At 73.4% G+C, this 25,865-nt stretch carries 27 protein-coding genes and 1 tRNA gene; 13 read left to right on the top strand and 15 right to left on the bottom strand.

Going from position 1 to position 25,865, the window contains the following annotated elements; translation table 11 throughout:
• Positions 1-156: 156 nt before the first annotated feature.
• The 5 genes from IF54_RS0103690 to IF54_RS0103670 form a co-directional block, all read right to left on the bottom strand.
• Positions 157-525: a hypothetical protein gene (locus IF54_RS0103690; RefSeq protein ID WP_030314422.1), complete on the bottom strand. Its 369-nt coding sequence runs from the start codon at positions 523-525 to the stop codon at positions 157-159.
• Between the two features lie 33 nt (positions 526-558).
• A complete protein-coding gene (locus IF54_RS0103685) occupies positions 559-1,971 on the bottom strand; it encodes a Cys-Gln thioester bond-forming surface protein (protein WP_030314420.1) in 1,413 nt (470 codons plus the stop codon).
• Between the two features lie 264 nt (positions 1,972-2,235).
• The gene (locus tag IF54_RS0103680) at positions 2,236-2,703 is read right to left on the bottom strand and encodes a single-stranded DNA-binding protein (protein ID WP_030314413.1); all 468 of its coding nucleotides are present in this window, start codon (positions 2,701-2,703) and stop codon (positions 2,236-2,238) included.
• A gap of 245 nt (positions 2,704-2,948) precedes the next feature.
• Positions 2,949-5,042: a YfjP family GTPase gene (locus tag IF54_RS0103675; protein WP_030314411.1), complete on the bottom strand. Its 2,094-nt coding sequence runs from the start codon at positions 5,040-5,042 to the stop codon at positions 2,949-2,951.
• Positions 5,043-5,045: 3 nt separating this feature from the next.
• The gene (locus tag IF54_RS0103670) at positions 5,046-6,653 is read right to left on the bottom strand and encodes a dynamin family protein (RefSeq protein ID WP_030314409.1); all 1,608 of its coding nucleotides are present in this window, start codon (positions 6,651-6,653) and stop codon (positions 5,046-5,048) included.
• A 322-nt stretch (positions 6,654-6,975) separates the two neighbouring features.
• Between IF54_RS0103670 and IF54_RS0103665 the strand changes: the two genes are divergently transcribed.
• The 3 genes from IF54_RS0103665 to IF54_RS0103655 all read left to right on the top strand — a co-directional run bounded on the left by IF54_RS0103665 (position 6,976) and on the right by IF54_RS0103655 (position 8,692).
• Positions 6,976-7,048, top strand: a tRNA-Arg gene (locus tag IF54_RS0103665).
• Positions 7,049-7,171: 123 nt separating this feature from the next.
• Positions 7,172-7,654: an SAM-dependent methyltransferase gene (locus tag IF54_RS0103660; protein ID WP_030314407.1), complete on the top strand. Its 483-nt coding sequence runs from the start codon at positions 7,172-7,174 to the stop codon at positions 7,652-7,654.
• Between the two features lie 78 nt (positions 7,655-7,732).
• Complete coding sequence (locus IF54_RS0103655; protein ID WP_030314405.1) at positions 7,733-8,692, top strand: D-2-hydroxyacid dehydrogenase family protein; 960 nt, start codon at positions 7,733-7,735, stop codon at positions 8,690-8,692.
• Here the strand turns inward: IF54_RS0103655 and IF54_RS0103650 are convergent.
• The gene (locus IF54_RS0103650) at positions 8,669-9,250 is read right to left on the bottom strand and encodes a DUF2087 domain-containing protein (RefSeq protein ID WP_030314402.1); all 582 of its coding nucleotides are present in this window, start codon (positions 9,248-9,250) and stop codon (positions 8,669-8,671) included. The two genes, IF54_RS0103655 and IF54_RS0103650, sit on opposite strands and share 24 nt — an antisense overlap.
• A gap of 194 nt (positions 9,251-9,444) precedes the next feature.
• Here IF54_RS0103650 and IF54_RS0103645 point away from each other — a divergent pair, with 194 nt between their 5' ends.
• Complete coding sequence (locus tag IF54_RS0103645) at positions 9,445-9,741, top strand: chaplin (RefSeq protein WP_030314400.1); 297 nt, start codon at positions 9,445-9,447, stop codon at positions 9,739-9,741.
• 105 nt (positions 9,742-9,846) lie between these two features.
• On the opposite strand, the gene IF54_RS0103640 is transcribed toward IF54_RS0103645, so the two are convergent.
• The 8 genes from IF54_RS0103640 to chpG form a co-directional block, all read right to left on the bottom strand.
• Positions 9,847-10,713, bottom strand: a complete 867-nt coding sequence (locus tag IF54_RS0103640) for a tyrosinase family protein (RefSeq protein ID WP_030314398.1) — start codon at positions 10,711-10,713, stop codon at positions 9,847-9,849.
• A complete protein-coding gene (locus tag IF54_RS0103635) occupies positions 10,697-11,185 on the bottom strand; it encodes a tyrosinase family oxidase copper chaperone (protein WP_030314396.1) in 489 nt (162 codons plus the stop codon). The genes IF54_RS0103640 and IF54_RS0103635 overlap by 17 nt, the downstream gene beginning before the upstream one ends.
• A 226-nt stretch (positions 11,186-11,411) precedes the next feature.
• Positions 11,412-11,924, bottom strand: a complete 513-nt coding sequence (locus IF54_RS0103630; RefSeq protein WP_030314395.1) for a hypothetical protein — start codon at positions 11,922-11,924, stop codon at positions 11,412-11,414.
• A 150-nt stretch (positions 11,925-12,074) separates the two neighbouring features.
• Entirely contained in the window at positions 12,075-12,695 is a 621-nt protein-coding gene (locus IF54_RS0103625; protein ID WP_030314393.1) for a vitamin K epoxide reductase family protein, read from the bottom strand.
• Positions 12,695-13,192: a DUF5949 family protein gene (locus IF54_RS0103620; protein ID WP_030314391.1), complete on the bottom strand. Its 498-nt coding sequence runs from the start codon at positions 13,190-13,192 to the stop codon at positions 12,695-12,697. The genes IF54_RS0103625 and IF54_RS0103620 overlap by 1 nt, the downstream gene beginning before the upstream one ends.
• 161 nt (positions 13,193-13,353) lie before the next feature.
• On the bottom strand, positions 13,354-13,641 hold the full coding sequence (locus IF54_RS0103615; protein ID WP_030314390.1) for a hypothetical protein: 288 nt from the start codon (positions 13,639-13,641) through the stop codon (positions 13,354-13,356).
• Positions 13,642-13,820: 179 nt separating this feature from the next.
• Entirely contained in the window at positions 13,821-14,723 is a 903-nt protein-coding gene (locus IF54_RS43200; protein ID WP_030314388.1) for a hypothetical protein, read from the bottom strand.
• Between the two features lie 290 nt (positions 14,724-15,013).
• The gene (gene chpG / locus IF54_RS0103605) at positions 15,014-15,253 is read right to left on the bottom strand and encodes a chaplin ChpG (protein WP_030314387.1); all 240 of its coding nucleotides are present in this window, start codon (positions 15,251-15,253) and stop codon (positions 15,014-15,016) included.
• A 255-nt stretch (positions 15,254-15,508) separates the two neighbouring features.
• Between chpG and IF54_RS42635 the strand changes: the two genes are divergently transcribed.
• The 4 genes from IF54_RS42635 to IF54_RS0103585 are packed head-to-tail and all read left to right on the top strand — an operon-like array spanning position 15,509 to position 19,984.
• Positions 15,509-15,952 carry a hypothetical protein gene (locus tag IF54_RS42635; RefSeq protein ID WP_159002061.1) on the top strand — a complete coding sequence of 148 codons (444 nt, stop codon included), beginning with the start codon at positions 15,509-15,511 and terminating at the stop codon, positions 15,950-15,952.
• Between the two features lie 50 nt (positions 15,953-16,002).
• Entirely contained in the window at positions 16,003-17,178 is a 1,176-nt protein-coding gene (locus tag IF54_RS0103595) for a glycosyltransferase (RefSeq protein ID WP_030314385.1), read from the top strand.
• Complete coding sequence (locus IF54_RS0103590) at positions 17,175-18,599, top strand: exopolysaccharide biosynthesis polyprenyl glycosylphosphotransferase (RefSeq protein WP_030314383.1); 1,425 nt, start codon at positions 17,175-17,177, stop codon at positions 18,597-18,599. Before IF54_RS0103595 ends, IF54_RS0103590 begins: the two co-directional genes overlap by 4 nt.
• Positions 18,600-18,604: 5 nt before the next feature.
• Positions 18,605-19,984: an O-antigen ligase family protein gene (locus IF54_RS0103585; protein ID WP_030314381.1), complete on the top strand. Its 1,380-nt coding sequence runs from the start codon at positions 18,605-18,607 to the stop codon at positions 19,982-19,984.
• A gap of 94 nt (positions 19,985-20,078) precedes the next feature.
• On the opposite strand, the gene IF54_RS0103580 is transcribed toward IF54_RS0103585, so the two are convergent.
• On the bottom strand, positions 20,079-20,288 hold the full coding sequence (locus IF54_RS0103580; RefSeq protein ID WP_030314379.1) for a hypothetical protein: 210 nt from the start codon (positions 20,286-20,288) through the stop codon (positions 20,079-20,081).
• A 286-nt stretch (positions 20,289-20,574) separates the two neighbouring features.
• Here IF54_RS0103580 and murJ point away from each other — a divergent pair, with 286 nt between their 5' ends.
• The 5 genes from murJ to IF54_RS0103555 are packed head-to-tail and all read left to right on the top strand — an operon-like array spanning position 20,575 to position 25,863.
• Positions 20,575-22,254, top strand: coding sequence for a lipid II flippase MurJ (murJ, locus tag IF54_RS0103575; protein ID WP_030314376.1), 1,680 nt, complete (start codon positions 20,575-20,577; stop codon positions 22,252-22,254).
• Positions 22,238-22,954, top strand: coding sequence for a polysaccharide deacetylase family protein (locus IF54_RS0103570; protein WP_030314375.1), 717 nt, complete (start codon positions 22,238-22,240; stop codon positions 22,952-22,954). The genes murJ and IF54_RS0103570 overlap by 17 nt, the downstream gene beginning before the upstream one ends.
• Position 22,955: 1 nt before the next feature.
• Positions 22,956-24,110 carry a glycosyltransferase gene (locus IF54_RS0103565; protein WP_030314373.1) on the top strand — a complete coding sequence of 385 codons (1,155 nt, stop codon included), beginning with the start codon at positions 22,956-22,958 and terminating at the stop codon, positions 24,108-24,110.
• Positions 24,107-24,766 carry an LPS biosynthesis protein gene (locus IF54_RS0103560; protein ID WP_030314371.1) on the top strand — a complete coding sequence of 220 codons (660 nt, stop codon included), beginning with the start codon at positions 24,107-24,109 and terminating at the stop codon, positions 24,764-24,766. The genes IF54_RS0103565 and IF54_RS0103560 overlap by 4 nt, the downstream gene beginning before the upstream one ends.
• Positions 24,763-25,863: a GNAT family N-acetyltransferase gene (locus IF54_RS0103555; RefSeq protein ID WP_030314369.1), complete on the top strand. Its 1,101-nt coding sequence runs from the start codon at positions 24,763-24,765 to the stop codon at positions 25,861-25,863. The genes IF54_RS0103560 and IF54_RS0103555 overlap by 4 nt, the downstream gene beginning before the upstream one ends.
• Positions 25,864-25,865 lie beyond the last annotated feature (2 nt).

Genomic DNA, 25,865 nt, shown 5'->3' with positions numbered 1-25,865 from the left:
GACCTGGGCGTTCACCACGGCCGAGGGCAGACGACCGGCCGGGACCGGTCGTCGCCGAGTGCCGAGATGCCGTGGGCCCGGAAGATCAGCACGACCAAGCCCCCTGTGCGATCACCGTCCACACCCCGCAGCCGGCCCTTTCCGCCGGACAGCTCCCTACCCGTCCGCACTCCCCCGCACCGCCAGCCACACCGCGGCCCCCACGGCGACCGCTCCCGCGCCGACCCCCGCGGACTGCATCAGGCCGCGGTGTCCGCGCCACGACAGCACCGACCAGGTCGACTGCGCCGAGAACAGGGACCCCAGGCTCAGCCATGACCCCGTGGAGATCACGGACAGGGCCGAGCCGATCGAGCCGACGGACAGGGCGCTGCCGATCGAGCCGACCGAGAGGGCCGAGCCCATGGAACCGATGGACAGCACCGAGCCCACCGAGCCGATCGACAGCACCGAGTCCTGCGACCACAGGGACAGCACGGACTCCGAGGACGGGTGACGCGCCGCTGACGCGGTTGACTTCGTCATGCGGGCCATTCTGCCCGCGACGGCGCGTCGAGGTCAGTCGTGCGTGCGGTTCTGCTTCCTGCCCGTGACGACCAGGAACGTGCCCCCGATCACGACCAGCCCGATCGCGGTACCGGCGATCAGCGGCGTCGTCGCGGAACCGCCGGTCTCGGCGAGGTTGACGTCGGCGGAGGGCGCCGCCACCGTGGCGGGGCTCGGCTCACTGAGGGTCTGGGTCGTGGTGCCCTTCTCGGCGCTGCGGGTGCGGCAGTCCAGGACCCCGGTGAAGCGCTCCGAGAGACCGTCGGGCCCCTTGATGGTGAAGTCGTACGCCTGGTCCTCCTGGAGCGGGACCGTCACCGTACGGGTCTCCCCGGCCGCGATGGCGTACTGCGTGCCCATGAGCTCGAACCCGAACTCCTCGTCGCCCTGGTTCGTGGCCGTGATGTCCAGGCCGCCCTTGGTGCAGTTGCGGGCCGCGGACAGGGCGGGGACGGCCCCCTGCTGCGCCCAGCTCGCGCTCGCCGTCGCCGAGACCGTCGACTCGCTGGAGCCGGCCAGGATCTGGGTCTGGCTCCGGCTCTCCGAGGCGAAGGCCCGCCCGACCGGCACGGTGGTGGAGGCCTGCACGGTCAGACCGGCCGAGCCCGCCGCCGCGTCCTCGGGCACGTCGAACCAGAGCTCGCTGTCGTTGCCCGCGGAGGTGACCGGCCTGCCGTCCTTGTCGACGATCCGCACCCCGCTCATCGCCGCGTCGGCCTGCGGCGTGACCGTCGTACCGGCCGCGTTGGTGTGCACGGTCACCGGGCCGATCAGCCCGCCGGGCCGGCCGGAGACCGCGGGCGGGTCCAGCGTCAGCGAGGCCGCCGGCTCCGCGAGGTCACGGGCGCTCTTCTCCAGGTAGTCCGCGAGCTTCTCGGCCTGCGGGTCGACGGCGTCCACGTTCGCGGCGTCCGAGTAGCGCCAGATCGCCACCTGGGTCCCGGCCGCCGCGTCCTGCTCGGTCAGACCCGCGGAGACACCGGCCCGGGCGGCGAGCGCCGCGAGGTTGTTCACCTGGGGATAGGAGTTCTGGAGGATCCAACGGATCTTCCCCGCGTTCTTGTTGGCCCCCAGTGAGGTCCCGCTCCAGTCGGTCTCGTGGTACTTGGCGTCCTTCTGCGTCGGGTTGTAGAGGTCGACGCAGTAGGTCTGGAGGGTGCCCCCGCCCTCGACGGACATCTCGAACAGCCCTGCGGGCACCGGGAGATCGCCGTCGGTGTCGTGGATCACCGCATCGCCGTAGGTCTTCAGGCCCCCTATGGTCGCGGTCGCGCCTCTCTGGTCCTGTGCCGTCCCGTCCGCGGCGGCCGTGCCGGCGGCGGCCACCGCCATACCGGCCGCGAGCAGGCCGGAGACGAACGTGGCGGCCGCGAGGCGAGCCGCTCCCCGTCCGCGCACGGACAGCGCAGAGAACGCAGAAAACACGGAATACCCCTTCGGGCAGGACCCGTTGACGAGCGGGGTGGCGGTCCCACCAGCAGAATCAGTAGCCCCGAGAGCTGTGTTCGGCATCCTAGGGACGCGGTCGTGCCGCTCTTCCCGGGATGCGGTCGGAAGATCGATCCGACTCGGAATCGTTATCGCCTGGCCCTTTCACCGGAAGGGCTTATCGACAAGTCGACCGGAAGCATCCGGAACGCATTCGCCGATAAGCCGTGCTTCGGCCGGAGTACCGACATCTGCCCGATGTCACGTCACCGCGACGGCCTCCCGCTGGTCCTCGACCTCGGTCTCGGGCGGCGGTGTCTCCCAGGCGGGCTCCGGCCGCGCGGGCGCACCCGGCCCCGCGGTCTCCGCGCGCTGGGTGCGCCGGAAGGCCGAGGTGCCGCGCGCGAGGTCGTGGCCGATCGCCACCGCGTCGATGTCGGCCGAGGTCCAGGACGGCTGCCCCTCGCGGACCTCCGACCGGATCTTCAACCGGCCCTGGACGACCACCGGATCGCCCACATTGACGGACCCCGACACATTGGTGGCGAGCTGGCGATTGGCCCACACCGTGAAGAAGTTGGTGTGTCCGTCCGTCCACTCCTTCTTCTCGCGGTCCAGATAGCGCGCGGTCGCCGCCAGCCGGAACCGCACCGACGCGCCGGTTGCCAGCTCGCGGTACACCGGCTGTGTCGCCACGTTGCCCACCGCGCAGATCATCGTCTCGTTCATCGCGGACATCCCTCCCGGACGTGCGTACGGGCCCGTCCCGTACGGCTGTTGCCGTCTGTGCGGGGACCGCGTCACCGCGATCGCCGCGAAGCCAGACTGCCTCCGCCGGGCCGAGCCCGCTGCGCCCTGTGGACCGTCCACGGGCTGTGGAAAACCTCACCACCCGATCGAGGGACGTCGCCCACACGAGAGCCCTGCCACCCCACCCCACCCCACCCCACGAGAACCCTGTCACCCCACCCTCGTCACGCCACCCCGACGACCCTGCCGTACTGCTCCCGCACCTCCCGGTACCGCAGCAGCTCGGCCGCCACCGGGTCCAGCACCCGGGCCCGCCCGCACCCGGCGGCCGCCTCCCGCAGCCGGCGCTCCGCCTCCACGCCGTAGCGCCGGGCGGGCCCCCGCGCCGCCATACGGCAGCTCCACTCGACGAGCGGACCGCCGACGATGCCCAGCACCATCAGCAGCACCGGAACCCCCAGGTTCGGCGCCATGACCCCGACGATCTGTCCCACCAGCCAGGCGCCGCCGACGATCTGGAGCAGCGTCATGGACGCCTGCACCATCACGGCCGCCGGCCACCAGCCCGGACGCGGCGGCCTGCCCGGCGGCAGCCCGGCCCGGGCCGTCAGCTCGTCCAGCGCCTCGGACAGGCCCTGGGAGCCCCGTACGGCCGCCTCGCGCACCGCCAGCGCCCACGGCGCGGGCAGTCCCGCCGAGGCCCGGTCGGCGAGCGTCCGTACGGCCTGCTCGACCCGTTGCCGCGCGGTCGCCTCCTCGTCGGCCGGGGCGCGCAACGGCAGCCGTCCGGTGGCGGGTTCGCGCCGGTCCTGGTACCAGCGCCACAGCCGCAGCCACGGCGTTCCGCACGCGCGGTTGGCGTTGCGCAGCCAGGCGCGTTCGGCGGCCTCGCCCGCCGCGGTGGCGCCGACCGCATCCGCGAGACGCGCGGAGAAGTCGTCGCGCGCCTCCTCGCTCAGGCCGGTGCGCCGCCCGGTCGCGTAGACGGGCCGCAGCCGCCACGCGGCCGCGTCCACGTCGGCCGCGATCCGCCGTGCGGGAGCCCCGCGTTCGGTGACGAACTGGCCGAGCGTCTCCCGCAGTTCGCCGACGCCGTCCCCGGTGAGCGCGGACAGCGCGAGCACGGTGGCGCCGGGTTCGCCGTACTCCCCGAGCGCGATCCCGTCCTCGTCGAGCAGTCGCCGCAGGTCGTCGAGGACCTGCTCGGCGGCTTCCCCGGGCAGCCGGTCGATCTGGTTGAGGACCACGAACATGACCTCCGCGTGGCCCGCCATGGGCCGCAGATAGCGCTCGTGCAGCATCGCGTCGGCGTACTTCTCCGGGTCGACGACCCAGATGACGGCGTCGACGAGCGCCAGGATCCGGTCCACGTGCTCGCGGTGCTGGACGGCGGCCGAGTCGTGGTCGGGCAGGTCGACCAGGACGAGCCCGCGCAACTGGGCCTCCGACTCGGCGCTCTGGAGCGGGCGCCGCCGCAACCGGGGCGGGATGCCGAGCCGTTCGATGAGACTGGCCGAGCCGTCGCTCCAACTGCACGCGATCGGGGCCGCGGTGGTGGGCCGGCGCACGCCGGTCTCCGAGATGGCCACTCCGGCGAGGGCGTTGAAGAGCTGCGACTTGCCGCTGCCGGTCGCGCCCGCGATGGCGACGACGGTGTGCTGTCCGGAGAGCCTGCGCCGGGCGGCGGCCTCGTCCAGGACCTGACCGGCCTCGGCGAGCGTCCGGCTGTCGAGCCGGGTCCGTGACAGCCCGATGAGCTCCCGCAGGGCGTCCAGACGCGAGCGCAGGGGGCCGTCGTACGCCAGCGGGGCGGCGGGCGGCGCGTTGTGCCCGCGGGCCTCCACGACGGCGGCCTGCTCGCTCTCGGCGGTGACCCGCCGCGCGATGAGCCCGTCGTCCCAGGCGTCCCCGGACTCGCCGTCTGCGGTCGCGCCGTCGTCGGCGGCCCCAGGGGAGCCGACGCCGGCCTCCGCTCGCGCCTGATCGGCCCCTGAGGGCCCGCGCGAACCCTCCTCGCGCGCGAACCCGGCCCGGGCCCGCTTCGGCCCCCTGCCCTCCGCCCGCCCTTCACCGGCCTCCACGCGCGCGTGCTCCTTCTCACTCACGGAGTTCTTCTCGCCCTCAACCGTGACCGGCACCTCGTCCACCCCGTCCCCGCTCCCCGCTACGGCGTCCTCGCGCCCGTTGTCCTCGCGCCCGGTGTCCTCAGCGGCGGCGCCCTCGGACACGGCTCTTCCCGCTACGGCGTGCCCCGCGCTATCCGCCCGCTCCGGGTGGTCCGCCCGCTCCGTGTGGTCCTGATCCGTGACGGCGGTCATCGGTCACCTCTCCTTCTGCAGTACGGACAGCGCGGCGATGAGTTCGGCCTGGGGTTCGAGGTGCACTTCGAGTGCGTCGAGCGGGGCGAGCCGGCGCTCGCGTTCGGTGTGCACGACCCGGTCGAGGTGCTCGGCGAGCAGCCGTCCGCCCCGGTCCCGCAGCCGCAGCGCACCATGGGCGCCGATCCGCTCGGCGAGCCCCTCACCGGCGACCCGGGCCCGGCGCCCGCCCAGCAGCGCGGTGGCGACGAGGGCGGCGACGGTCTCGGGGTCGGGCGCGACACCCCGGTCGAGGCCGCGGACCTCTTCCTCCGCGTACTCCTCCAGCTCCCGCCGCCACCGCCGTACGGCCATCCCGATCCGGTGCTCGGCGCTCTCCGGGGTCGGATCACGGTCGGTCAGCTCCGGTGCCGTGGCCGCAGGTTCGCGCCGCCAGGCCTCGGCGACCCGCTCGTCGGCGGCGGTGACCGAGCACAGCAGGAGGGCTGCGAGGCTCTCCACAAGGGCGTCCAGGAGCTCACCGGCGGTGCAGTCCAGGGGGAAGGCCCGCCAGCGCTTGAGGGCGTCACCGGCGAGCACGGCCCCGGCCTGGAGCCGCCCCCGCACGCGCGCGTACTCGGTGTCGTACGCGCTCTCGACGGCGGTGGTGAGCCGCAGCGCGGCCGCGTACTGGGCGGCGGCGGCACTGGCGAGCTCGGGCATCCGGGACTTGAGGGAGGCGAGGACGCCGTGGGCCGTACGGGCGACGGTGTACTGCCGGGCCGCAGGATCCTGCACCTGGTGGACGAGCCAGGTCCGCAGCGGCGCCACCGCGGTGGCCGGCAGCAGTCCGCCACCCCAGGCCGACTCGGGCAGCTCGGGAACCGTGAACCGGGGCACCTCGCCGAGGCCCGCCTTGGTGAGCAGGGCGCCGTACTGCCGCGAGACCTCGGAGACGACCTGGTGCGGCACCCGGTCGAGGACGGTCACCAGCGTGGCGTCGTACTCCTTGGCGGTGCGCAGGAGGTGCCAGGGGACCGCGTCGGCGTAGCGGGCGGCCGTGGTGACCATGATCCACACGTCGGCCGCGCAGATCAGCTCGGCGGCGAGGACGCGGTTGTCGGCCACCAGGGAGTCGATGTCGGGTGCGTCGAGGAGGGCGAGGCCGGGCGGCAGGGTGTCGGCGGTCTCGATGCGCAGCACGCGCGCGGGGTTCTCGCCGGGCAGCAGGAGGTCGTCCGCCGCTTCCTTGCGGGGCGCCCACACGCGCGTGAGGTCGGGCAGTACGCGCATCCCGCTGAACCAGTGATGGTCCTCCGGGTGGCACACCAGCACCGGTGTCCGCGTGGTGGGCCGCAGCACGCCCGCCTCGCTCACCCGGCGGCCCACAAGGGAGTTGACGAGGGTCGACTTGCCGGCGCCGGTGGAACCGCCCACGACGGCCAGCAGCGGCGCGTCGGGGTCCTTCAGCCGGGGCACCAGATAGTCGTCGAGCTGGGCGAGCAGTTCGTCGCGGTTGGCACGCGCGCGTGGGGCCCCCGCCAGGGGCAGCGGGAAGCGTGCGGCGGCGACACGGTCGCGCAGGGCGGAGAGTGCGTCGAGCAGCTGAGGCCGTACGTCCAAGGTCACCACATGTGAAGAATGCCCAATTTTAGGGGAATTCTGAAGCATATGAGCATGTCTGCGCGCCGACCGGACCCGAGGGACGAAAGGGATGACTGGGACGCGGGCACAGCCCAGGCATAACGAGTGCACAACACCCGGTGCGCGAGGCGGCAAAAGCGATGCACGATTCGTACCTGCCTGCGATTATCAGGACCGCTTCACTGAACCTCCACATCGAGCCACGGAGGCGAAGCAACAGGGACAAGGTCGTGGGAGCCCTATCCTTGTCCCCGGCAACGTCACGGACCGGCCCACACCCGGGCACCCAAGACAGAGGCCACCACACCCGGCCCCCGTAGCTCAGTGGATAGAGCAGGCGCCTTCTAAGCGCTTGGCCGCAGGTTCGAGTCCTGCCGGGGGCGCTCACACCTTCTGACCACGTACTTTGGGCAGGGGGTCTTTTCATGTCCGGCCCCCGCAGCGGTATGTGACCGAGCGCCCTGGGCCGTGCGCGCCCGAGGGCCAGTGACGGAAGGGGCTCCCGCGTGCCCGAGGAGAAAAGTCCGGAAGAGGTCGTCTCGGTCCCCGTGGGACGGGTCGTCGGCGGACGGGACGAGGTGCTGGACGACGACTGGGGCAAGGAGACCGCCGTCATACGGCTGGACTCCGACCGGTTCGGGCCCGAGGCGCTCGCCGGGCTGGACGCCTTCTCCCACCTGGAGGTCGTCTACCACTTCGACCGGGTACCGGCGGAGAAGGTCGAGACCGGCGCCCGGCACCCCCGCGGCAACACCGACTGGCCCCTGGTCGGCATCTTCGCCCAGCGCGGCAAGAACCGCCCCAACCGCATCGGCGTCTCCCGCTGCCGGCTGCTGCGCACCGACGGACTCGACCTCCATGTCCAGGGCCTGGATGCCGTCGACGGCACCCCGGTCCTCGACATCAAGCCCTACATGGCCGAGTTCGGCCCCCAGGGCCCCACGGACCAGCCCGCCTGGGCGACCGAGATCATGCGCGACTACTACTGACAGCGCCTCGTACCACTGTCAGTGACGCGGCGTAGAGTCGATCATCCTGACGGACATCACGACGGGGGACTGATCGACATGCGTCTGCGCTGTGCCGTGCTCGACGACTTCCAGCAGGTGGCGACCACCCTCGCCGACTGGTCGCCGCTCGCGGACCGGGTCGAAATCGTCTCCTACGACAGCCACTTCGCCGACGAGGACGCGCTGGCCGCCGCTCTCGCCGACGCCGACATCGTGGTCACCCTGCGCGAGCGCGTCCCCTTCCCCGCCTCCCTGTTCGCCCGCCTGCCCCGGCTGAAGCTGCTCGTCGCCTCCGGTATGCGCAACACCGTCATCGACTACGACGCCGCCGAGGCGCACGGCGTCACCGTCTGCGGCACGGCCAGCTCGTCGACCCCGCCGGTCGAGCTGACCTGGGCGCTGCTCCTCGGCCTCGCCCGCGGGATCGTCCAGGAGAGCAACGCCCTGCGGGCCCAGGGCCCCTGGCAGTCCACCGTCGGCGCCGACCTGCACGGCCGCCGGCTCGCACTGCTCGGCCTCGGCAAGATCGGCAGCCGGGTCGCCCAGGTCGGCCTCGCCTTCGGCATGCGGGTCAGCGCCTGGAGCCAGAACCTCACCCAGGAGCGCGCGGACGAGGTGGGCGTGGAACTCGCCCCGTCCCTCCAGGACCTCCTCGCCACCGGCGACTTCGTCTCCGTCCACCTGGCCCTCGGCGACCGCACCCGGGGCCTGCTCGGCCCCGCCGAACTCGCCCTCCTCAAGCCCACCGCCCATCTGATCAACACCTCGCGCGCGGCGATCGTCGACCAGGACGCCCTCCTCGCCGCCCTGCACGAGGGCCGGATCGCCGGGGCGGCCCTGGACGTCTTCGACACCGAGCCCCTCCCCGCCGACCACCCCCTGCGGACGGCCCCCCGCCTGCTCGCCACCCCGCACCTCGGCTATGTCTCGCAGGCCAACTACGCGACGTACTACGGCCAGGCCGTCGAGGACATCGAGGCGTACCTGGCCGGTTCACCCGTACGACGACTCCCCTGACGCCTCGTCCGCGGAGGGCATGCGATAGATCCCCTCGCTCCGGCGCAGATGGTGCAGATCCACCAGGTAGCGCCGGAGCGTCACATGGTCGATCTCGTCGCTGTCCTCGCACCAGGCCCGCAGCCTCTCGTCGACGACCCGCTCCGGGTAGGCGACACCCGGCTCGAAGGTCTGCTCGGCGATGTGCCGCAGCACCAGCTTCTTGCGAGTCCACTGGGCCGGCAGCCGGACCAGCCGACCGTCCCGGACGAAGGTCCGCAGCACCGGCTCCCCCGCCACCGGACCCACCACGGTGCGCTCACGCCGCGCCGCCTCCCGCGCGTGGTCCCGGAAGAGGTCGTACGCCACCCCCAGGGCCCCGTCGGCCCCCTCGACCACCACGCCCTGCTCGCCCAGCCGGTGCAGCGCCACGGCCGTCTCCCGCGCCGACAGACCCGCCGTACGGGCGACCGCGGCAGGGGTGCCGGCGCCCAGCGCGACCGCGGCGAAGGCCCGCACGCGGCTTTCCTCGGCGAAGAGACGGATCACTTGGTCGACCGGTTCGGTGTCGGTAGCCATGTCCGGAGGCTAGCCGCGCGCCCCTCTCCGCTCCGAGCGAATTTCCCTCGCACACGGAAGCGGCACCCGGCCCCGCTGTTCAGAAAGGGTGATCCACCGCCCGAACGCCGTTACCAGGAGTGAGTGGCCGCGTTGAAGGGGGAGTGCGACGGCGCGTCCTGTCGTCGCACCCAACGAGTCAGAAGGAGTACGTGATGTCTCGCATCGCGAAGGCAGCGGGTGTCGCCCTCGGCACCGGCGCCGTGGTCATCGGCGGCGCCGGCCTGGCGCTGGCGGACGCGGGCGCCAACGGCGAGGCCGTCGGTTCGCCCGGCGTCCTGTCGGGCAACGTCGTCCAGGTCCCGGTCAACATCCCGGTCAACGTGTGCGGGAACACCGTGGACGTGATCGGCCTGCTGAACCCGGCCTTCGGCAACACCTGCGTCAACGGCGGCGGCCACAAGGGCAACCCCGGCCCCGGTGGACACGGCGGCTACGGCTACGGCGGCTGACCGTCCGTACCCCGCACAAGAGCCCCGGCACCTCGAGCGCCGGGGCTCTTGCCATGCCCGTGGATTTTTCACACTCCCACGGATCTCACGCGTACCGATCGGATCTCACGCGTACCGATAGATCCCGCTGACGTCCTCCAGCTGTTCCGGCGTCACGTCCCACGGCGGCAGCTTCTCGCCGCGGGCCACGACCCGTCGCCACTGGTCGCTCGCCGCACCCGGCGGCCTGGCAGGCTGGTAGCGGGCGCCCGCGTGCCGCCGCTGCCAGCGGTACCAGCACAGGTCGATGAAGGCGTGGTGCAACCAGAAGACGGGGTCGTTGACGGACGCGCCGCCGACCATCGCCCCGCCGACCCAGCGGTGCACCCGGTTGTGGTTGCGCCAGGCGACGCTGCCCCGCCCGGTCCCCCACCCCTCCAGCTTGTTGCGGAAGCCGCTGGTCACCGTGGAGTCCCAGGGCGAGACGTCGTAGACCGGGTCGGCGAGCGCCCCCTCCAGCTCGCTCTTCGTCGGCAGCGCGATCGGGTTGGCGGCACGCCCGAGGTCCCGGGTGAGGAACTCCGCGTCGGTGACGCCCTCCTTGAGGGTCCAGTTGCCGGTCGCCCAGGCGAACGGCCCGGTCGTCACCTGCCGGTCCGAGCGCCGGCCGTTGCCGCCGAGCAGGTCCCTGGTCCAGGGCGCCGAGGTCGCCGTACGGTCGCGGGTCCAGTCCCAGTACGGCACCGTCACCGACGAGTCGACGCGCCGCAGCGCCCGCTCCAGGTCCAGCAGGAAGCGCCGGTGCCAGGGCAGGAAGGACGGCGCCATGTGGGCCGTCCGAAGGCCGTCCTCCCCGTCGGAGTTGTAGTACTCGATGTGGGTGCGGACGAACTCGTCGTACTCGCCGCGCCGTTTCACCTCCAGCATCGCCTTCACGAACCGCCGCCTCTCGCCGGCGGTCAGTGTGCTGACGTCCTTACGCGTGTACGCCATGGTCTCCCCCCATGTGTGGCTCTGTTCCTTCACGCAGCTGCCGCCCGGGCCCGAGTTCGTCGACGGCGGCGCGGGTGGCTTCGAGCGGTGTCCTGTACGACCGGTAGTGGTCGACCATGCTCAGCCAGGTGCCGTCGGCACGGCGCATCAGGTGCAGGGGCCGGCCGTCGATGGTGACGTGCCACTGGGTGACGTCGTCGAAGACGCGGCCCGCGCTGGTGGCGGAGGTCCTGATGCCCCGGATGCGGCGGCCGCGGTAGGTCTCGTCGAAGACGATGTCCGCGGGCGGTTCGGCCGCGCGCAGCGACCGCGTGGCGGCGGCGACCGGGACGAACGCGGCGGCCACGGCCACCGGTCCGAAGAGCCCCAGCAGCACGTCCCGCCGGCTCACCCGGGCGGATCCACCGCGCGGGCGTCGGCTGCCGCGACTCCGCGCCGTCCCCACCGCCGCCACTTCGACACTCACGACCATCGCTGCTCCTCCGGTTCGGGTTGTCCGTACCGGTAACCGCCCGAACCCCCTCGCGGTCACCGTCGAAGGGCCGGGTAGGTGAACAGGGGTGGTGAAAGGGGAGGCGCAAGCGGGCGGGGGCGAAGGGGGCGGTGAAAAGCGAAGGGGCCCGGGCAGCGGCGCTCGGGCCCCTTCGTACGGCTGCTTCGTACAGCTGCTTCGTACAGCTCCTTCGTACGGCTCGGTGCTACTGGCCCGGTCCCGTCACCAGGTCGGCGCCCGGGACCGTCTGGAGGACGGGGGCGAGGAGGCCCACCTGGGGGAGCTTGGCGTCCGGGAGGCCGAAGTTGTCCGGGTTGGGGGCGGTGAGCGGGGCGTCCACGGTCAGGCCCGGCGCGAGGGTGCGCAGGTCGGAGGCGGGAGCCTCGACACCGACGTGGTCGAAGTCGTCGCCGAGGAGGTGCGGCAGCGGGGTGCGAAGACCCGCGCCGGGCAGCGCGCCACCGATCGGCACCTGCGGCAGCACCCGCTCCGGGATGAGCCGGCCCTCGACGTACTGCGGGCCCTCGGGCGCGCCCGGCGTCAGCAGCGGAAGCTCCGCGCCCAGCTTCGGCAGCTGCATGCCGAGGGAGTTCTCGACGCCCTCCAGCGGCACGGGGACCGGAACCGTGTCCACCGCGGCGGCGGGGGTCGCGGCGCCCACCGCGGCCGCTACGCCCGTGATGACGGCGGCAATGGTTCCTCGGGTGGTCGACTTCATCTCAGGTACGGTGCCTTTCGGGAATCGGGATCCGGCGTCCGGAGCCGGAGTCGGAAGTCGGGAAGCTCAACGTCCTCACTCCGTAACGATTCCGGGCCGGGGACCAGTACAAGATTCCCCCGACTGCCGCAGTAGTCGGACATATGCCGATCAGCTCGTCCAGAAGTCCCACCACCGGGTCAGGACCAGCATGCCGACGACGCCGAGGTGCAACACCGGTGGCACCCAGGTGAATTCGTCGAGGAAGCTCCTCAACCCGCCCGGCGCGGGCAGGAATCGGTGCCGTACGGCGAACGACGTGACGTACCAGAACAGCACGACGGTGGCGACCCAGGCCAGACAGCACCACAGGCACAGCGCATTGATCCGGTACAGCGACTGGAACTGGAGCCAGGACACGAACCCGACGCCGAACAGGCAGCCGGCGTCGAGGGTCAGCCAGTACCAGCGCGGGAAACGGGCTCCGGCCAGCAGGCTCATGCCGACGCAGATCACGACGGCGTAGGCGGCCAGGCCCAGCATGGGGTTGGGGAACCCGAAGGCCGAGGCCTGGTCGCTCCTCATGACACTGCCGCAGGACACCACCGGATTCAGACTGCACCCCGGGGTGAAGTCCGGGTCCTCGAGCAGCTTGAACTTGTCGAGGGTGATAACCCAGGAGGCCAGCAGTCCGGCGGCCCCCGTGATCACCAGCAGCGCGGCGAAGGCTCTGCTGCCGCCCGCGGTCCGGTCCGCACCCTCATCACGGCCGCTGTCCGCGGTCCGCTCCATCAGCCGCGCAGGGCGCGGGGCGCCAGCACGATGTGCGCGGCCTCGTTCAGGGTCTCCTCGGCACCCGCGAAGGCGGCCAGTGCCTCGGGGTCGACGGGCTTGCCCGGCTCGGCCTCGGGCCAGGGGCGGGTGGTGAACACGAAGTAGCAGAAGCCGCGTTCCTCGACGGCCGCGAGCCACTCCGGCGGCGGGACGCACTGGGCGTTGAAGCCCGGCATGCTGACGACTGCGGAGCCGGACTCGACGAGCAGGCTGACCGGGAGGCTGGGCCGCGCTTTGCCGTCGACGAGGTCGCCGCCGACCGGCAGGCCGTTGTTCTCCAGCAGCGCCTCCACGGCGGCCGTCGAGCCTTCCGGGCCGGCCGCGCCGTCCCCGAGGGAGTAGGCGAGGAGGTAGGGCATGTCGCCGTCGGGAGCTTCGCCGCTCCAGGCCATCACGACGAGAGTGCCCAGGTCGGGGGCGTTGAAGGGGCGGGTTTCGCTTGAGGTTGAGGTCACCGCGCGACCTTATCGACGCGCCGACCGGCCGCCGGCCGCCTTCTCACCCGACCGGGGGAGCGCCCGCGCCCGCTCCACACGAACGAGGGAAACGCCCTCGAACAGGCTGACAGGACCGGTCCCTTGAGGCGGGCACCGGTCCTGACGGCACGGAGGAGAGCTCAGCTCTGGAGCGGAAGTCCGCCGAGCAGACCGCCCGAGTTGAGCGTGGTGGTCGCGCCCTTCACGGTGTTGAGCACGGAGTCCTTGTTCTCGGTGTCGAGAGCGTCCGACTGGTGCTGGAGCGGCGCCACGTCGGCGGGCTCGAGCCGGCCGCTGGTGAGCGTGTTCACAGCGCCGTTGAGGCTGGTGGGCGTGAGGTCCGCGGTGCTGTAGGCGAACGCGGGCGCGGCGGCACCGGCGAGGGCCAGGGAACCGGCAACTACAGCGGCAGCCTTCAGGGACTTCATCGGGTTCCTTCCTTTCGGCAACTCACGTCACCGGGACGAATTCGGACACCGTGTCCAACGATCTCTCCCCCACGGGGGAAACCCCGCGCGCAGTAATTGGGCTTTCATGAAAAAGCCGTTGTGCCGGCCCGGTGGGGCCGGCACAACGGAGCGCCCCGAGCAGGGAGAGTGCGAACGCCTTACGCGGCCGGCAGCGAACCCGTCGGCAGAGTCGGCAGGGTCGGGGCGGTCGGCAGGGTCGGCAGGCCCGGCTCGTTGGGCAGGCTCGGCAGCGCGGGCAGCCCCGGCAGGTCGGGCAGCGGCAGGCCCCCGCTCAGCAGCGTGGCCACGAGAATGTTGACCAGGTCGGTCAGGACATCGGTGACGGCCGGGACGACCTGCGAGACGTCGCCGGAGGTGACGGCCGTGAGCAGGGTGTCGACCGCTTCCTGGAGACCGGCGAGCGCGTCGGCGACGAGGTCGGCCGGGAGCTTCGCGGCGGCCACGGCCCTGGAATCGGCATCGCTCTTGGCAGGCTGGGCGAGCGGGGCAGCCACCGGGAGCGCGGGGAGCGAACCGGCCGGCAGGGTGCCCGTCGACGTCTGCGGCAGAGCCGGCACCGCCGGTACGGCAGGGGCCGACGGCACGGCGGGCACGGCAGGGGCCGACGGCACGGCGGGCACGGCAGGGGCCGACGGCACGGCGGGCACGGCGGGCGCCGCCGGTACGGCAGGCACGGCGGGCGCCGCCGGTACGGATGGAACCGACGGAGCAGCAGGAGCCGCCGCGCCGGCCTTGGCGATCGCGGCCTTCACGGCGTCTCCGAGCGTGGTCGCCTGCTCGGTGGAGAGCCGGCCGTCGTCCGCCTTCAGCACGGCGTTCAGCAGGTCGGTGACCGGGGAGAGCACGGTGCCGAGGTTGCCCAGGCTCCGGACCTGGGCGAGCAGCCCGTCCGCGCCGGGAACGGGGGCCCGGGAGGCCGCCTGGACGCGGCTGCGCGCCGACGGGTGCTCGGCCGCCACCGCGGCCGGCCCGGCGAGCCCCAGCAACAGGGCGCCGCAGAGGGCGGAGGAGGCGATACGCCGGACGGGCAGACCAGGCATGGGGGGTGTTCCTTTCGATGCACGAGGATCTTGGACCCACCGTGGAATCACCCCTCGCGCTCTGCAACCGATCGACTACGGCACGCTCTCCCGCCCGTCTCGTCAACCGCGCGATCCTCCTGGTGAGGACCGGATCACGCCGGGTTGACGGATCGAACACCCGATCACCCGTACGGGGGACCGAATCGGCGGCCGGGCGCCAACCGGAAGGACCCCCGGAGAACGAGAACCGGCCGGGCTCCCGTGATGGAGTCACGGGAGCCCGGCCGGCAAAGAGGGTGACGTCGACGTCAGCCGTTGACGCACTCGTTGCCGAACGCGGGGTTCAGCAGGCCGATCACGTTGACGGTGTTGCCGCAGACGTTGACCGGGACGTGGACCGGAACCTGGACGACGTTGCCCGACAGCACGCCCGGGGAGTGGGCGGCGGCACCCTGGGCACCGGCGTCGGCGGCGGCGAGGCCGGCGCTACCCGCAACGGCGGCGGCCGCAACGGTCGTCAGGGCCAGGCCCTTCGCAATACGCGACATGGAGAGCTGCTCCTTGGGTTGACACAAACATCCGGGCGGGGATGCCCGGCGCTGTGTCAACGCGTCGCACGCCCGGGGGTTGTGCCCCCAATGGGGTGATCTCACGAAAGGCCCGGCTGCGCCATCTCGACACACTTGCCCCCTTTAGCCTGATTAATACGGATAGCGGCTAGTGTTGCGGACCTCCCGAAGCACCCCTATGGGCATCTCGTCGCATTCATAGGGTCCGTACGTTCCGGAAGGGCCACGCCGGTCATGCGCACATCCCCCGGTCCGCCGCCGCGCCGCTCCCCGGCGCCGGCTTCGCCCCTTCTCGCCGCGACCGGCAGCCCACCCGCCCCCGGCGAACGGGGGAGCCGCGTCCAGGCCTCCTCGCCCGGAGACCGCGCGGCGCACGACGACGGCGGGGGCCGCACGGGTGACTCGCTCACCCTTTCGACGGACGGCCGGGTGGGTGGAGCCCACCCGGGGGCCGCCAACCCCCGTACGGGCGTACCGAATTCGACCATCGGTGAGCCCGGACCAGCGGCTGGACGGTGTCGGCCCTCCCGCTCGAACACCCTCGGGCGCGGCTCCGATGTGTTCGATCTCGGCAAGGTGCCCGGGTCCGGCGGTGACCAGCTGGCCTTCCGGCTCGTTGCCCAGCGCGACGCGGCGTGGGCCGGTGTGCTCTGCGCCGCCGTCGACGCCCGTCAGTGAGGCGCGTTCCCGCCCCTCTTGAGCACCACCCGTGAGCGAGGAAACCGCGCATGCAGCAGTCAGCCACCGACACTCGGCCACGGGTCCTGCACCTCACCCAGCCCGTGGACGGCGGAGTCGCCCGGGTGGTGACGGACCTGGCGCGGGCCCAGCTCGCGGCGGGCCTGCACGTCACGGTCGCCTGCCCGGACGGCCCGCTCACCGGCGCGCTCCGGGCCGTCGGCGCCGAGGTGCACCACTGGCCCGCGACCCGTTCGCCCGGTCGTGCGCTCCCCCAGGAGGTACGGGGGCTCTCCCGCGTGATCGGCGCGGTGCGGCCCGACCTGGTGCACGCGCACAGCGCGAAGGCCGGGCTCGCGGGCCGGCTCGCGGTGCGGGGACGGATCCCCACCGTGTTCCAGCCGCACGCCTGGTCGTTCGAGGCGGTCGGCGGGCTCACCTCGGCGCTCGCGCTGCGGTGGGAACGGGAGGGGGCGCGCTGGGCGCACCGTGTGGTGTGCGTGAGCGCGGCTGAGCGTGCGACCGGCGTGCGCGCCGGGATCGCCGCCCGCTGGAGCGTGATTCCCAACGGCATCGAGCCCGAGCGTTTCCACCCCGCCGCCGTCGGGACCGTCCGCGCGACGCTGCTGCCCGAAGTCGATCCGGCGGCCCCGCTCGTGATGTGCGTGGGGCGGCTGTGCCGGCAGAAGGGGCAGGACGTGCTGCTGCGGGCGTGGGAGTCGATCCTCGCGCGCGTGCCCGGCGCCCGGCTGGTGCTGGTGGGTGACGGCCCCGACGCGGAGGCGCTGCGGAGCAGATCGCCGCGGTCCGTCCTGTTCGCGGGCAGCGTCCAGGACATCGTGCCCTGGTACCAGGCCGCCGACCTGGTCGTGCTGCCCTCGCGCTGGGAGGGCATGGCGCTCGCCCCGCTGGAGGCGATGGCGTGCGGGCGGCCTGTGGTGGTGACGGACGTCGACGGCGCCCGGGAGAGCCTGCCGCCCGGTCTCGCACCCCACTGCCTGGTACCGCCGGGCAGTCCGGCCGCCCTCGCGCGTGCCGTCTCCGATCTGCTGCTCGACCCGCTGCTGCGCGAGTCGCTCGGCCACCAGGGCCGTCGGCACGTCCTGGCCACCCATGACGTGAAGCACACGGCCGGGGCGGTGGCGGACGTGTACCGCGAGCTCCTCGGCGGCGAGTTCGCAGGGCGCCTCGCGCCCACCGAATACAGGGAGTCCATCCACTCGTGACCGCGGAAAGTACCGTCCCCTCGCCCGGCGGACAGCCACGGAATCTGCGATTCTCGCCTGTCTCGCTCATGCCGCCGCGCGGCACCACCACCGGCTTCCGGTTCCCGCTGCGGCGGCCCCCGGCCCGGCCCGCCTCGCCGGTGCCGCTGCTCGCGGCCGACGCCCTCGCCGCGCTGATCGGCGCCTCGGCGATGGCCGAGGCCCTGCGCCATCCGCTGCTCGCGGCGGTGCTGGTAGCCGCGTCGATACTGCTCCGGCCGCAGCTGCCCCGGGCGGTGCCCGGCATCCTCGACGAACTGCCCACCGTCTGCGGCCGGATCGCGGTGGCGTGGCTCGCGGTCGCGGCCCTCGTCGCCGCCTACGACCCGGCCCTCGCCCTGGGCGCCGGCACGCTCACCGCCGGATTCCTGATCCAGTCGGCGGTGGCCTGCGCGGGCCGCGGCACCGTGCACTGGCGGCGCCGCACCGCCCGGCTCGCCCGGCCGCGCGCGGCCCTCGTGGTCGGCCCCGCGGGTACCGCCCAGCGGGTGGCCGCCGCCGTGCAGCGCCATCCGCGGTGCGGGGTACGGCCGGTGGGCATCGTGGCCGACCAGCCCGACGGCGGTGACGGCCTCCCGGTGCTGACGACCGGCGAGGAGGTCCAGCGCGCCCTGATCCAGAACGGCGTACGGGACGTCCTGACCGTCCATCCCTCCGTACGGACCGAGCAGGGGCCGCTGCTGCGGGCGCTCGCGGAGTCCGGCTGCTCGGTGTGGGAGGTGGACGCGGACTCGCCGTCTTACGAGAGCCGCCACCAGCTCGCCGGATTCTCCTGTCGCCGCCTGGACATGGGCGTACGGCGGCGCGGCAGCGTCGGTAAGCGGCTGCTGGACGTGACCGTGTCCGGGAGCCTGCTGCTGCTGGTCAGCCCGCTGCTGCTGGTGTGCGCGGTGGTGCTCAGGCTCACCGACGGACCCGGGGTGGTGTTCCGGCAGGAGCGCATCGGCAAGGACGGCAAGCCGTTCACCCTGCTGAAGTTCCGCACCCACCGCCCGGTCGACGAGCACGAGTCGGCGACCCGGTGGAGCGTGGCGAACGAGATCCGGATGTCGTGGTTCTGCCGCTTCCTGCGCCAGACCTCGCTGGACGAGCTGCTCCAGCTGTGGAACGTGCTGCGGGGCGACATGAGCCTGGTCGGGCCGCGCCCCGAACGCCCCTACTTCGTCACGAAGTTCAGCCAGACCTACCCCGGTTACGCGGCCCGGCACCGGATGCGGACCGGCATCACCGGGCTCGCCCAGGTCCACGGGCTGCGCGGTGACACCTCGATCGAGGACCGGGCCCGCTTCGACAACGCCTACATCGACAACTGGTCGCTGTGGCAGGACGTCTGCATCCTGCTGCGCACCGCGGCCTCCCTCGTGCGCCCGACGGGGAGCTGAGCGGCATGACCCACGCGCCCCACGCCGAGTCGCTGCCGGCCCGCCCGCCGGTCCTGGCCCGCCTTCGTGAACTGCCCCCGGTGCTGCCGGTGTTGCTGGTGATCGCCCTGCTGGCCCTGCCCCTCGGCCCGGGCGGCGAGGGCGGCGCGGGTCCCGCCGACGCGGTCTCCGCGCTGGCGGTGCTGTCCTGCGGGCTGCGTCTGGTACGGGAGCGTCGGCGGCCCCTGTCCCGCACGGCCGTGGCGCTGCTGGGGCTGCCGGTGATCGGGCTCGCCGTGGCCGCGACGGGAGCCTCCTCCCCCGGCGCCGGGCTCGGCGGTCTGGGCCGCTACCTCCAGATCTTCGTGCTGGTCCCGGCGGCCGTGCTGCTGCTGGTCCGCGGCCGGGCCGACTTCCGGCTGGTGGCCTGGGCGTTCGTGGGGCTGGCGTTGTGGCAGGGGGCGCTCGGCGTCCACCAGTTCCTGACCGGCACCGGCGCCTCCTACCAGGGCGAGGAGATCCGGGCCGTCGGCACCTTCGGGGCGCAGGACGTGATGGGCATGGCGACCGTGGTGTCCTTCGGGCTGGTGTGCGCGGTGGGACTGGCGCTGGGGCGGAGTTCGGTACGGCAGGGCACGGTCGCCGCCTGCTGTGCGCTCGCGCTGCTGGTCCCGCTGGCGCTCTCCTTCAGCCGGGGCGCGTGGATCGCCACGGTGGTGACGATCGTCGTCCAGTTGCTGCTGGCAGGACTGCGGCGGGCGTTGAAGGTGGGGGCGGTGGTGGCCGCCCTCGGGGTGATCCTGGTCGGCGGCTTCGGGGTTGGCTCGGCGATGCTCCAGGAGCGCGTCGACAGCATCACGCAGGTCACCGACGCGCCCGACCAGTCCGTCACCGACCGGTACACCATGTGGGCGGCGGCCGTCGGCATGTGGCGTGAACACCCGCTGACCGGCGTGGGGTTGAAGGGCTTCCCGGAGCACCGGGACGCGCACGCCTCGCTGGCGCTGTCCGCGGGCAGCGACACGGAGGGCGCGGGCACCGGGTTCGTCCGGCAGCCGCTGCTGTCCCCGCACAACATGTACCTGCTGATCCTCGCCGAACAGGGCCTGATCGGGCTGCTGGCCCTCGCGGGCGGCTGGCTCGCGCTGCTGGTCTGCGGCCTGCGGCGGCTGGTGCGGGTACGCCGGGGCGGCCCCGGCCTCGACTGCGCGCTGGTCGCCTGCGGGCTGCTGGTCTGGCAGTTGACCGACTTCGCGTACGCCGACATCGGCGGCCCCTCGACGGTCCTGACGGCGGTCTGCCTCGGCCTGGTGGCGTGGTGGTCGCTGGCCTCCCACGGCACCGAGGAGCCGCCCGGGCGTGCGGTCCCGGTGCGCGAACCGGCCGGGAAGGCCGCGGCACGATGAGGGTGACGGGCCCACGGACACCCCGGGAGCCACAGGCCTCACCGGGGACACCCGGGAGCGGCCGCGGGACCACGGGTCCTACGGCTGCGGGCCGTCATACGGCCACGGATCCCGCCACCCCGAGCAGCCGCACGGTCACGGATCCCACACCCGCGAGCAGCCGTACCGCCCCGGATCCCGCCACCGCGAGCGGCCGTACGGACGTGGGTCCCGCCGCCCCCACGAACAGCCGTACGGACGTGGGCCCCGCCGCCCCCACGAACAGCCGTACAGCCACGGACACCACGGCCACGAGCAGCCGCACGGATGTAGGTCCCGTGACGCCCGCCTCCACCACCGCTCCCGCTCGCGCGAGCGGCCCGCTGTTCGGCCCCCTGAGCGGCCGTACGACCTCGACCTACGGAACGGTCCACGCCCCGGCCGGCACCCGGCCACCCGCGCGCACCGCCTCCCGCGGCTCAAGCCCCGTCTCCGCCGGATCGCCCCCCGCTCCCGCTCAGGACCCCGCCACCACTCCTCGAACGCCCACCGACGGCACCACCCGGGGAACCGGCAACGCCCACCTGTCCGCCACCGCCGCCCCCGCTCCCCTGGACCGTCCCCCGGCGCGCCCCCCAGCCCGTCCCGCCGACCGCTCGACCGCCCGTCCCCCAGCCCGTCCCGCCACCCATCCGGCCGCTCATCCCGCCGAAGGCGAACTCACCCCCGTCTCCCGGCGGTTCCTCGCCAAGGCCACCCTCGTCACCGCCGTGCTGTCCATCGCCGGCGCTCTGCTCGGGCTGGTCCGGGACCAGGCGTTGGCGCGGCTGTTCGGGGCCGGGAGCGAGACCGACGCGTTCCTGGTCGCCTGGACCGTCCCGGAGTTCGCGTCCACGCTGCTGATCGAGGACGGGCTGGCGTTCGCCCTGATCCCGGCGTTCAGCCTGGCGCTGGCCCGGCGGGCGCAGGGTGCCCCGGGCGACCCGGTCCGCGCACTGGTCGCGTCGACGCTGCCCCGGCTCTGTCTCGCCTTCGCCGCCGTGTCCGCGCTGATCGCCGGCACCGCCCCCTATCTGGTCGAGGCCCTGGCCCCCGGCCTGCCCGATCCCGCGCTCGCCGTCGACTGCACCCGGCTGACCGCGCTGTGCGTGCTCGGTTTCGGGCTCACCGGTTACTTCAGCGCGGCCCTGCGCGCCCACCGCCGCTTCGTGGCCGCGGCGGCGATCTACGTGGCGTACAACACCGGCATCATCGCCGCGATGTTCGCCCTCGGCGGGCACTGGGGGGTGCGCTCGGCGGCGCTCGGGGTGGCGATCGGCAGCGGCCTGATGGCACTGATCCAACTCCCCTCCTTCGTGAGGCAGTTGCGCCGCCGGAAGGTGGAGCAGACGCTGCCCGTCGAAGCCGACGGGCAGCGTGCCGTGACCGTCGCCCTGGTCGCGACCGTGCTGCTCTTCGCGCTGTGCCGGCAGTCCCAGGTCCTCATCGAGCGGTTCCTCGCCTCCACGCTCCCCGCCGGCGCCATCTCGCACCTGAACTACGCGCAGAAGGTCGCGCAGATCCCCATGACACTGTCGCTGATGCTGTGCACGGTCACCTTCCCGGTGGTCGCCCGCGCCCTCGCCGACGGGGACGTGGAGCGGGCGCGCGGCCGGGTGGAACGGGACCTGGCGCTCGCGGCCTGCGTGGTGCTGCTCGGCGCCGCCACGGTGATCGCGTGCGCCCCGCAGATCATCGAACTCCTCTTCCAGCGGGGCGCGTTCACGGTCCGGGACACGACGGCCACCGCGGACGTCATGCGGGTGTACGCGCTGGGACTGCTGGGCCAGACCCTGACCGGCGCGCTGGTCCGCTCCTACTTCTCGGCGGGCCGCCCCAGCTGGTACCCGGTCTCCGCGATGGTCGGCGGGATCATCGTGACCTCCTGGGTCGGCGCCTGGACGGTCGGCCCCTGGGGCGTCCTCGGGATCGCCGCCGCCAACGCCGCAGGCATCACCGTCACGGCCGCGCTGCTGCTCGCCGGGATGCGCCGCCGCAGCGTGCCGATCCGCACCCGGCAGGTGCTCGCCGAGCTGAGCAGGCCGGTACGGGCGGCGGTGGTCGCGACCCTGGCGGGCGCCTTCGTGGCGAGCCGCCTCGACGACCCGCTGACCGGTCTGGCCGCGGGCGCCGCGACCGTGCTCACCGTGTTCCTCCTGCTCGCCCGGGCCATGGGCGCCCAGGGTCTCGCTCCGGTACTCCAGTCCGTCCACTCCGTCACACGAAGGCTCACTCATGGCCGCAGCCACTGACTCCACCCCGTGGATCGCGATGTACCACTCGGTGGGCGACTGCTCCGAGGACCCCTACCGCGTCACCGTCACGCCCGACCGGCTCGACCGCCAGCTGTCCTGGCTGGGCCGCCGCGGGCTGCGGGGCGTCTCCGTGTCCGCGCTCCTGGCCGCGCCCACCCGCGCGGGCCTGGTCGGGCTCACCTTCGACGACGGCTACGCCGACTTCCTCGATCACGCCCTGCCGGTCCTCACGCGCCACGGCTTCGGCGCCACCCTCTTCGTGCTGCCCGGCAGACTCGGCGGCGACAACGCGTGGGACCCGCTCGGCCCGCGCAAGCCCCTGCTCACCGCCGACGGCATCCGCGAGGCCGCCGAAGCCGGCGTCGAGATCGGCTCGCACGGGCTGACCCACCTCGACCTGACGCAGGCGGACGACGTCACGCTCAAGTCCGAGATCGTGGAGAGCCGGGCCCTCCTGGTGGAGCTGACCGGCACACCGGTCGGCGGCTTCTGCTACCCGTACGGCACGCTCGACCGGCGCGCGGTGGACACCGTCCGGGACGCCGGGTACCACTACGCCTGCGCCATCGACCCGGGCCCGATCAACGGCCCCCTCGCGCTGCCCCGCGTCCACATCGGCCAGCGGGACACCGCCGTACGCCTGTTCCTCAAACACCGGCTGCACCGGCTGCGCCGCCGTCCCGTCGAGGGGATCTGAGGTGCGGGCCCTGCATGTCATCACCGGTCTCGGCGTGGGCGGTGCCGAGCAGCAACTGCGGCTGCTGCTCAGGCACCTGCCGGTCGACTGCGAGGTCGTGACGCTGACCAACCCGGGCGCGGTCGCGGACGGGCTTGTCGCCGACGGCGTACGGGTGACCCACCTCGGGATGGCCGGGAACCGGGACCTGGGGGCGCTGCCCCGGCTGGTGCGCCACATCCGGTCCGGGGGCTACGACCTCGTGCACACCCACCTCTACCGGGCCTGCGTCTACGGCAGGCTCGCGGCGCGGCTCGCGGGGGTGCGGGCGATCGTGGCCACCGAACACTCCCTCGGCGACTCACAGATGGAGGGCCGCAGGCTCACCAGGGGGGTGCGCGGCCTGTACCTGGCCAGCGAGCGCCTCGGCCGGTCCACGGTCGCCGTCTCGCCCACGGTCGCCGCCCGCCTGCGGCACTGGGGCGTGCCCGCGCCCCGGATCGCGGTCGTGCCGAACGGCATCGACCTGGACCGCTTCCGCTTCGACCCGGCCCGCCGGCTGCGTGCCCGGCAGGCTCTCGGGCTGCCCGAGACGGCGTACGTCGTCGGAGGCATCGGGCGCCTGCACCCGGGCAAGCGGTTCGACGTCCTGATCCGCGCCCTCGCCCAGCTCCCCGAGATCTGCCGGCTGGTGCTGGTGGGCGGGGGGCCCGAGGAGCACCACCTCCGGCGCACCGCGCACGAGGCGGGCGTGGCCGACCGGGTCCTGTTCACCGGCGAACGGCCCTACGCCCCGGACGGCTCCCCGGGCCCGGACCTGCCCTCCCTCACCTCCGCGATGGACGTGCTGGCCTCCCCCTCTCCGGAGGAGGCCTTCGGGCTCGCGGCCGTGGAGGCGCTGGCGGCCGGGCTGCCCGTGCTCTACGCCTCCTGCCCGGCGATCGAGGACCTGCCGCCCGAGAGCACGGGTGCGGCCCGCCAGGTCGCCTGCGACCCCACCGCGTTCGCCCGCGCGGTGGCGGCCACCCGCGCGCACGACACCGGTCCGCGCGCCGCGCCGGAGGCCGCCCACCACTACAGCATCACTCGCAGTGCCGCCCAGCTGATGGACGTCTACGCGGCCGCCGTGGCCGCTCCTTCCGTGTCCCCGTCACCCCAGGGAGCCAGTTCCTCATGACCACCACCGACCTTCCCACCAGCCCCCGCCGCCCCTCGCCGCTGGGCCGCGTCAAGGCTCTTCCGGCCTGGTCCCTGATCGCCGCGGGCGCCCTAGCGGGCGGACTGCTCGGCGGGGTCTACGGCCTCGCGAAGCCGCCCGCGTACACGGCCACGGCCTATGTCGTCGCCGTACCGACCGAGAAGTCCGACTCGGCGTCCGCGCTGGGCTTCGCGCAGGCCTACGGCCGGGTCGCCACGCAGGTCGCGGTGCTCGGCGACGCCCAGGTGTGGGCCGGAGTGCCGGTGCGCACGCTCAAGTCGAGTGTCCAGACGGCGACTTCGCCGGACGCCCCGATGGTCTCCATCACGGCCACCTCCGACCGCCCCGACCTGGCCGCCGACATGGCCAACGCGGTCTCCCGCGCCCTGACCCGGCACGCGAACGACACCAAGAGCGCCACCAACGTCGAGCTTCAGCAGTTCGCCCGCGCCACCAAGCCCACCGAGCCTTCCTCCGCCTCCCCCGCGGTGACGGGCCTGGTCGGCGCGAGCGCGGGCGGACTGCTCGGTGGCCTGGTGCTGCTGGCCCGGCCCCGGCGCACCGGCCGGGACCAGGGCCGTCCGGCGTCGGTGCCGGCCCCCGCCGTGGCCGCCGAAGCCCACGGACAGCTGTGACGTACACGACCCACCTGGTCACCGACGAGCGGGCCTTCGCCGAACTCGGCCCCGAGTGGGACGGGTTGTACCGCCGGTGCGAGTCCGCGACCCCGTTCCAGAGCCACGCCTGGCTGCACTCCTGGTGGCTGTCGTACGGCAGGCCCGGGCGCCTGAGGCTGGTTCTGGTCCGGCACGAGGGCGAACTGGTCGCCGCCGCCCCGCTGATGCGGGTGGGCCGCCCGGTGCCCTCCCTGGTGCCGCTGGGCGGAGCGATCTCCGACTACGGGGACGTCCTGCTGGACGACGGGCGGGGCGAGGAGGCCGTGGCCGCCCTCACCGACGGTCTCGCCCGGGCGGCCCGCACCGCGCTGGTCGACTTCCGCGAGGTGCGCCCGGGCGGCGCGGCCGAGCGGATCTACGACCACTGGAGCGGGCCCCGGCGCCGGGTCGGCGACTCGGTGTGCCTGGAGCTGCCCGCCGTACCGATGGACGAGCTGGTGGCCCGGCTGCCGTCCACGAAGGCCCAGCAGCGGGTGCGCGCCAAGCTGCGCAAGCTGACCTCGCTCGGGGTCGAGCGCACGGTCGTCCACCCGGACGAGGTGGACACGGCGCTGCGGCGGCTCATCGAGCTGCATCAACTTCAGTGGCAGGGAAGGAAGGTGACGTCGGAACATCTGCGGCCGCGGTTCTGCGACCACCTGGTGCGCTCGGTCGGGCCGATGGTGCGCTCCGGGGACGCGGTGGTCACCGAGTTCCGGCTCGACGACGACGTGGTGGCCGTGGACCTGACGCTGCTGTCGCGGCGGCTGGCCGGCGGCTATCTGTACGGGGCCCATCCGCGGCTGCGGGAACGCAAGGCGGACGTGGCGGTGATGCTGCTCGACGCGTGCAGTGAGCACGCGCGCGGCACGCTGAGCCTGCTGCGCGGCAACGAGCCGTACAAGCAGCACTGGCGGCCCGAACAGGTCGTGAACCAGAGGTTGTTGCTGGCGCGCAGGCACACGGCCCCGCTGCTGACCGCGGTCCTGTGCGACGTGGCCGCGCGGCGGTGGGGCAAGGAACTGCTGCTGCGCTGGCACGGGTGGAGGGAGCGTGCCGGTGGCGGCAGGTCCTGAGG

This window comes from Streptomyces sp. NRRL B-3229, assembly GCF_000719505.1.
In the GTDB taxonomy this organism is placed as follows: Bacteria; Actinomycetota; Actinomycetes; order Streptomycetales; family Streptomycetaceae; genus Streptomyces; species Streptomyces griseorubiginosus.
Note: the sequence above shows the minus strand (reverse complement) of the source record. Positions and strands in the feature narration are given on the sequence as shown.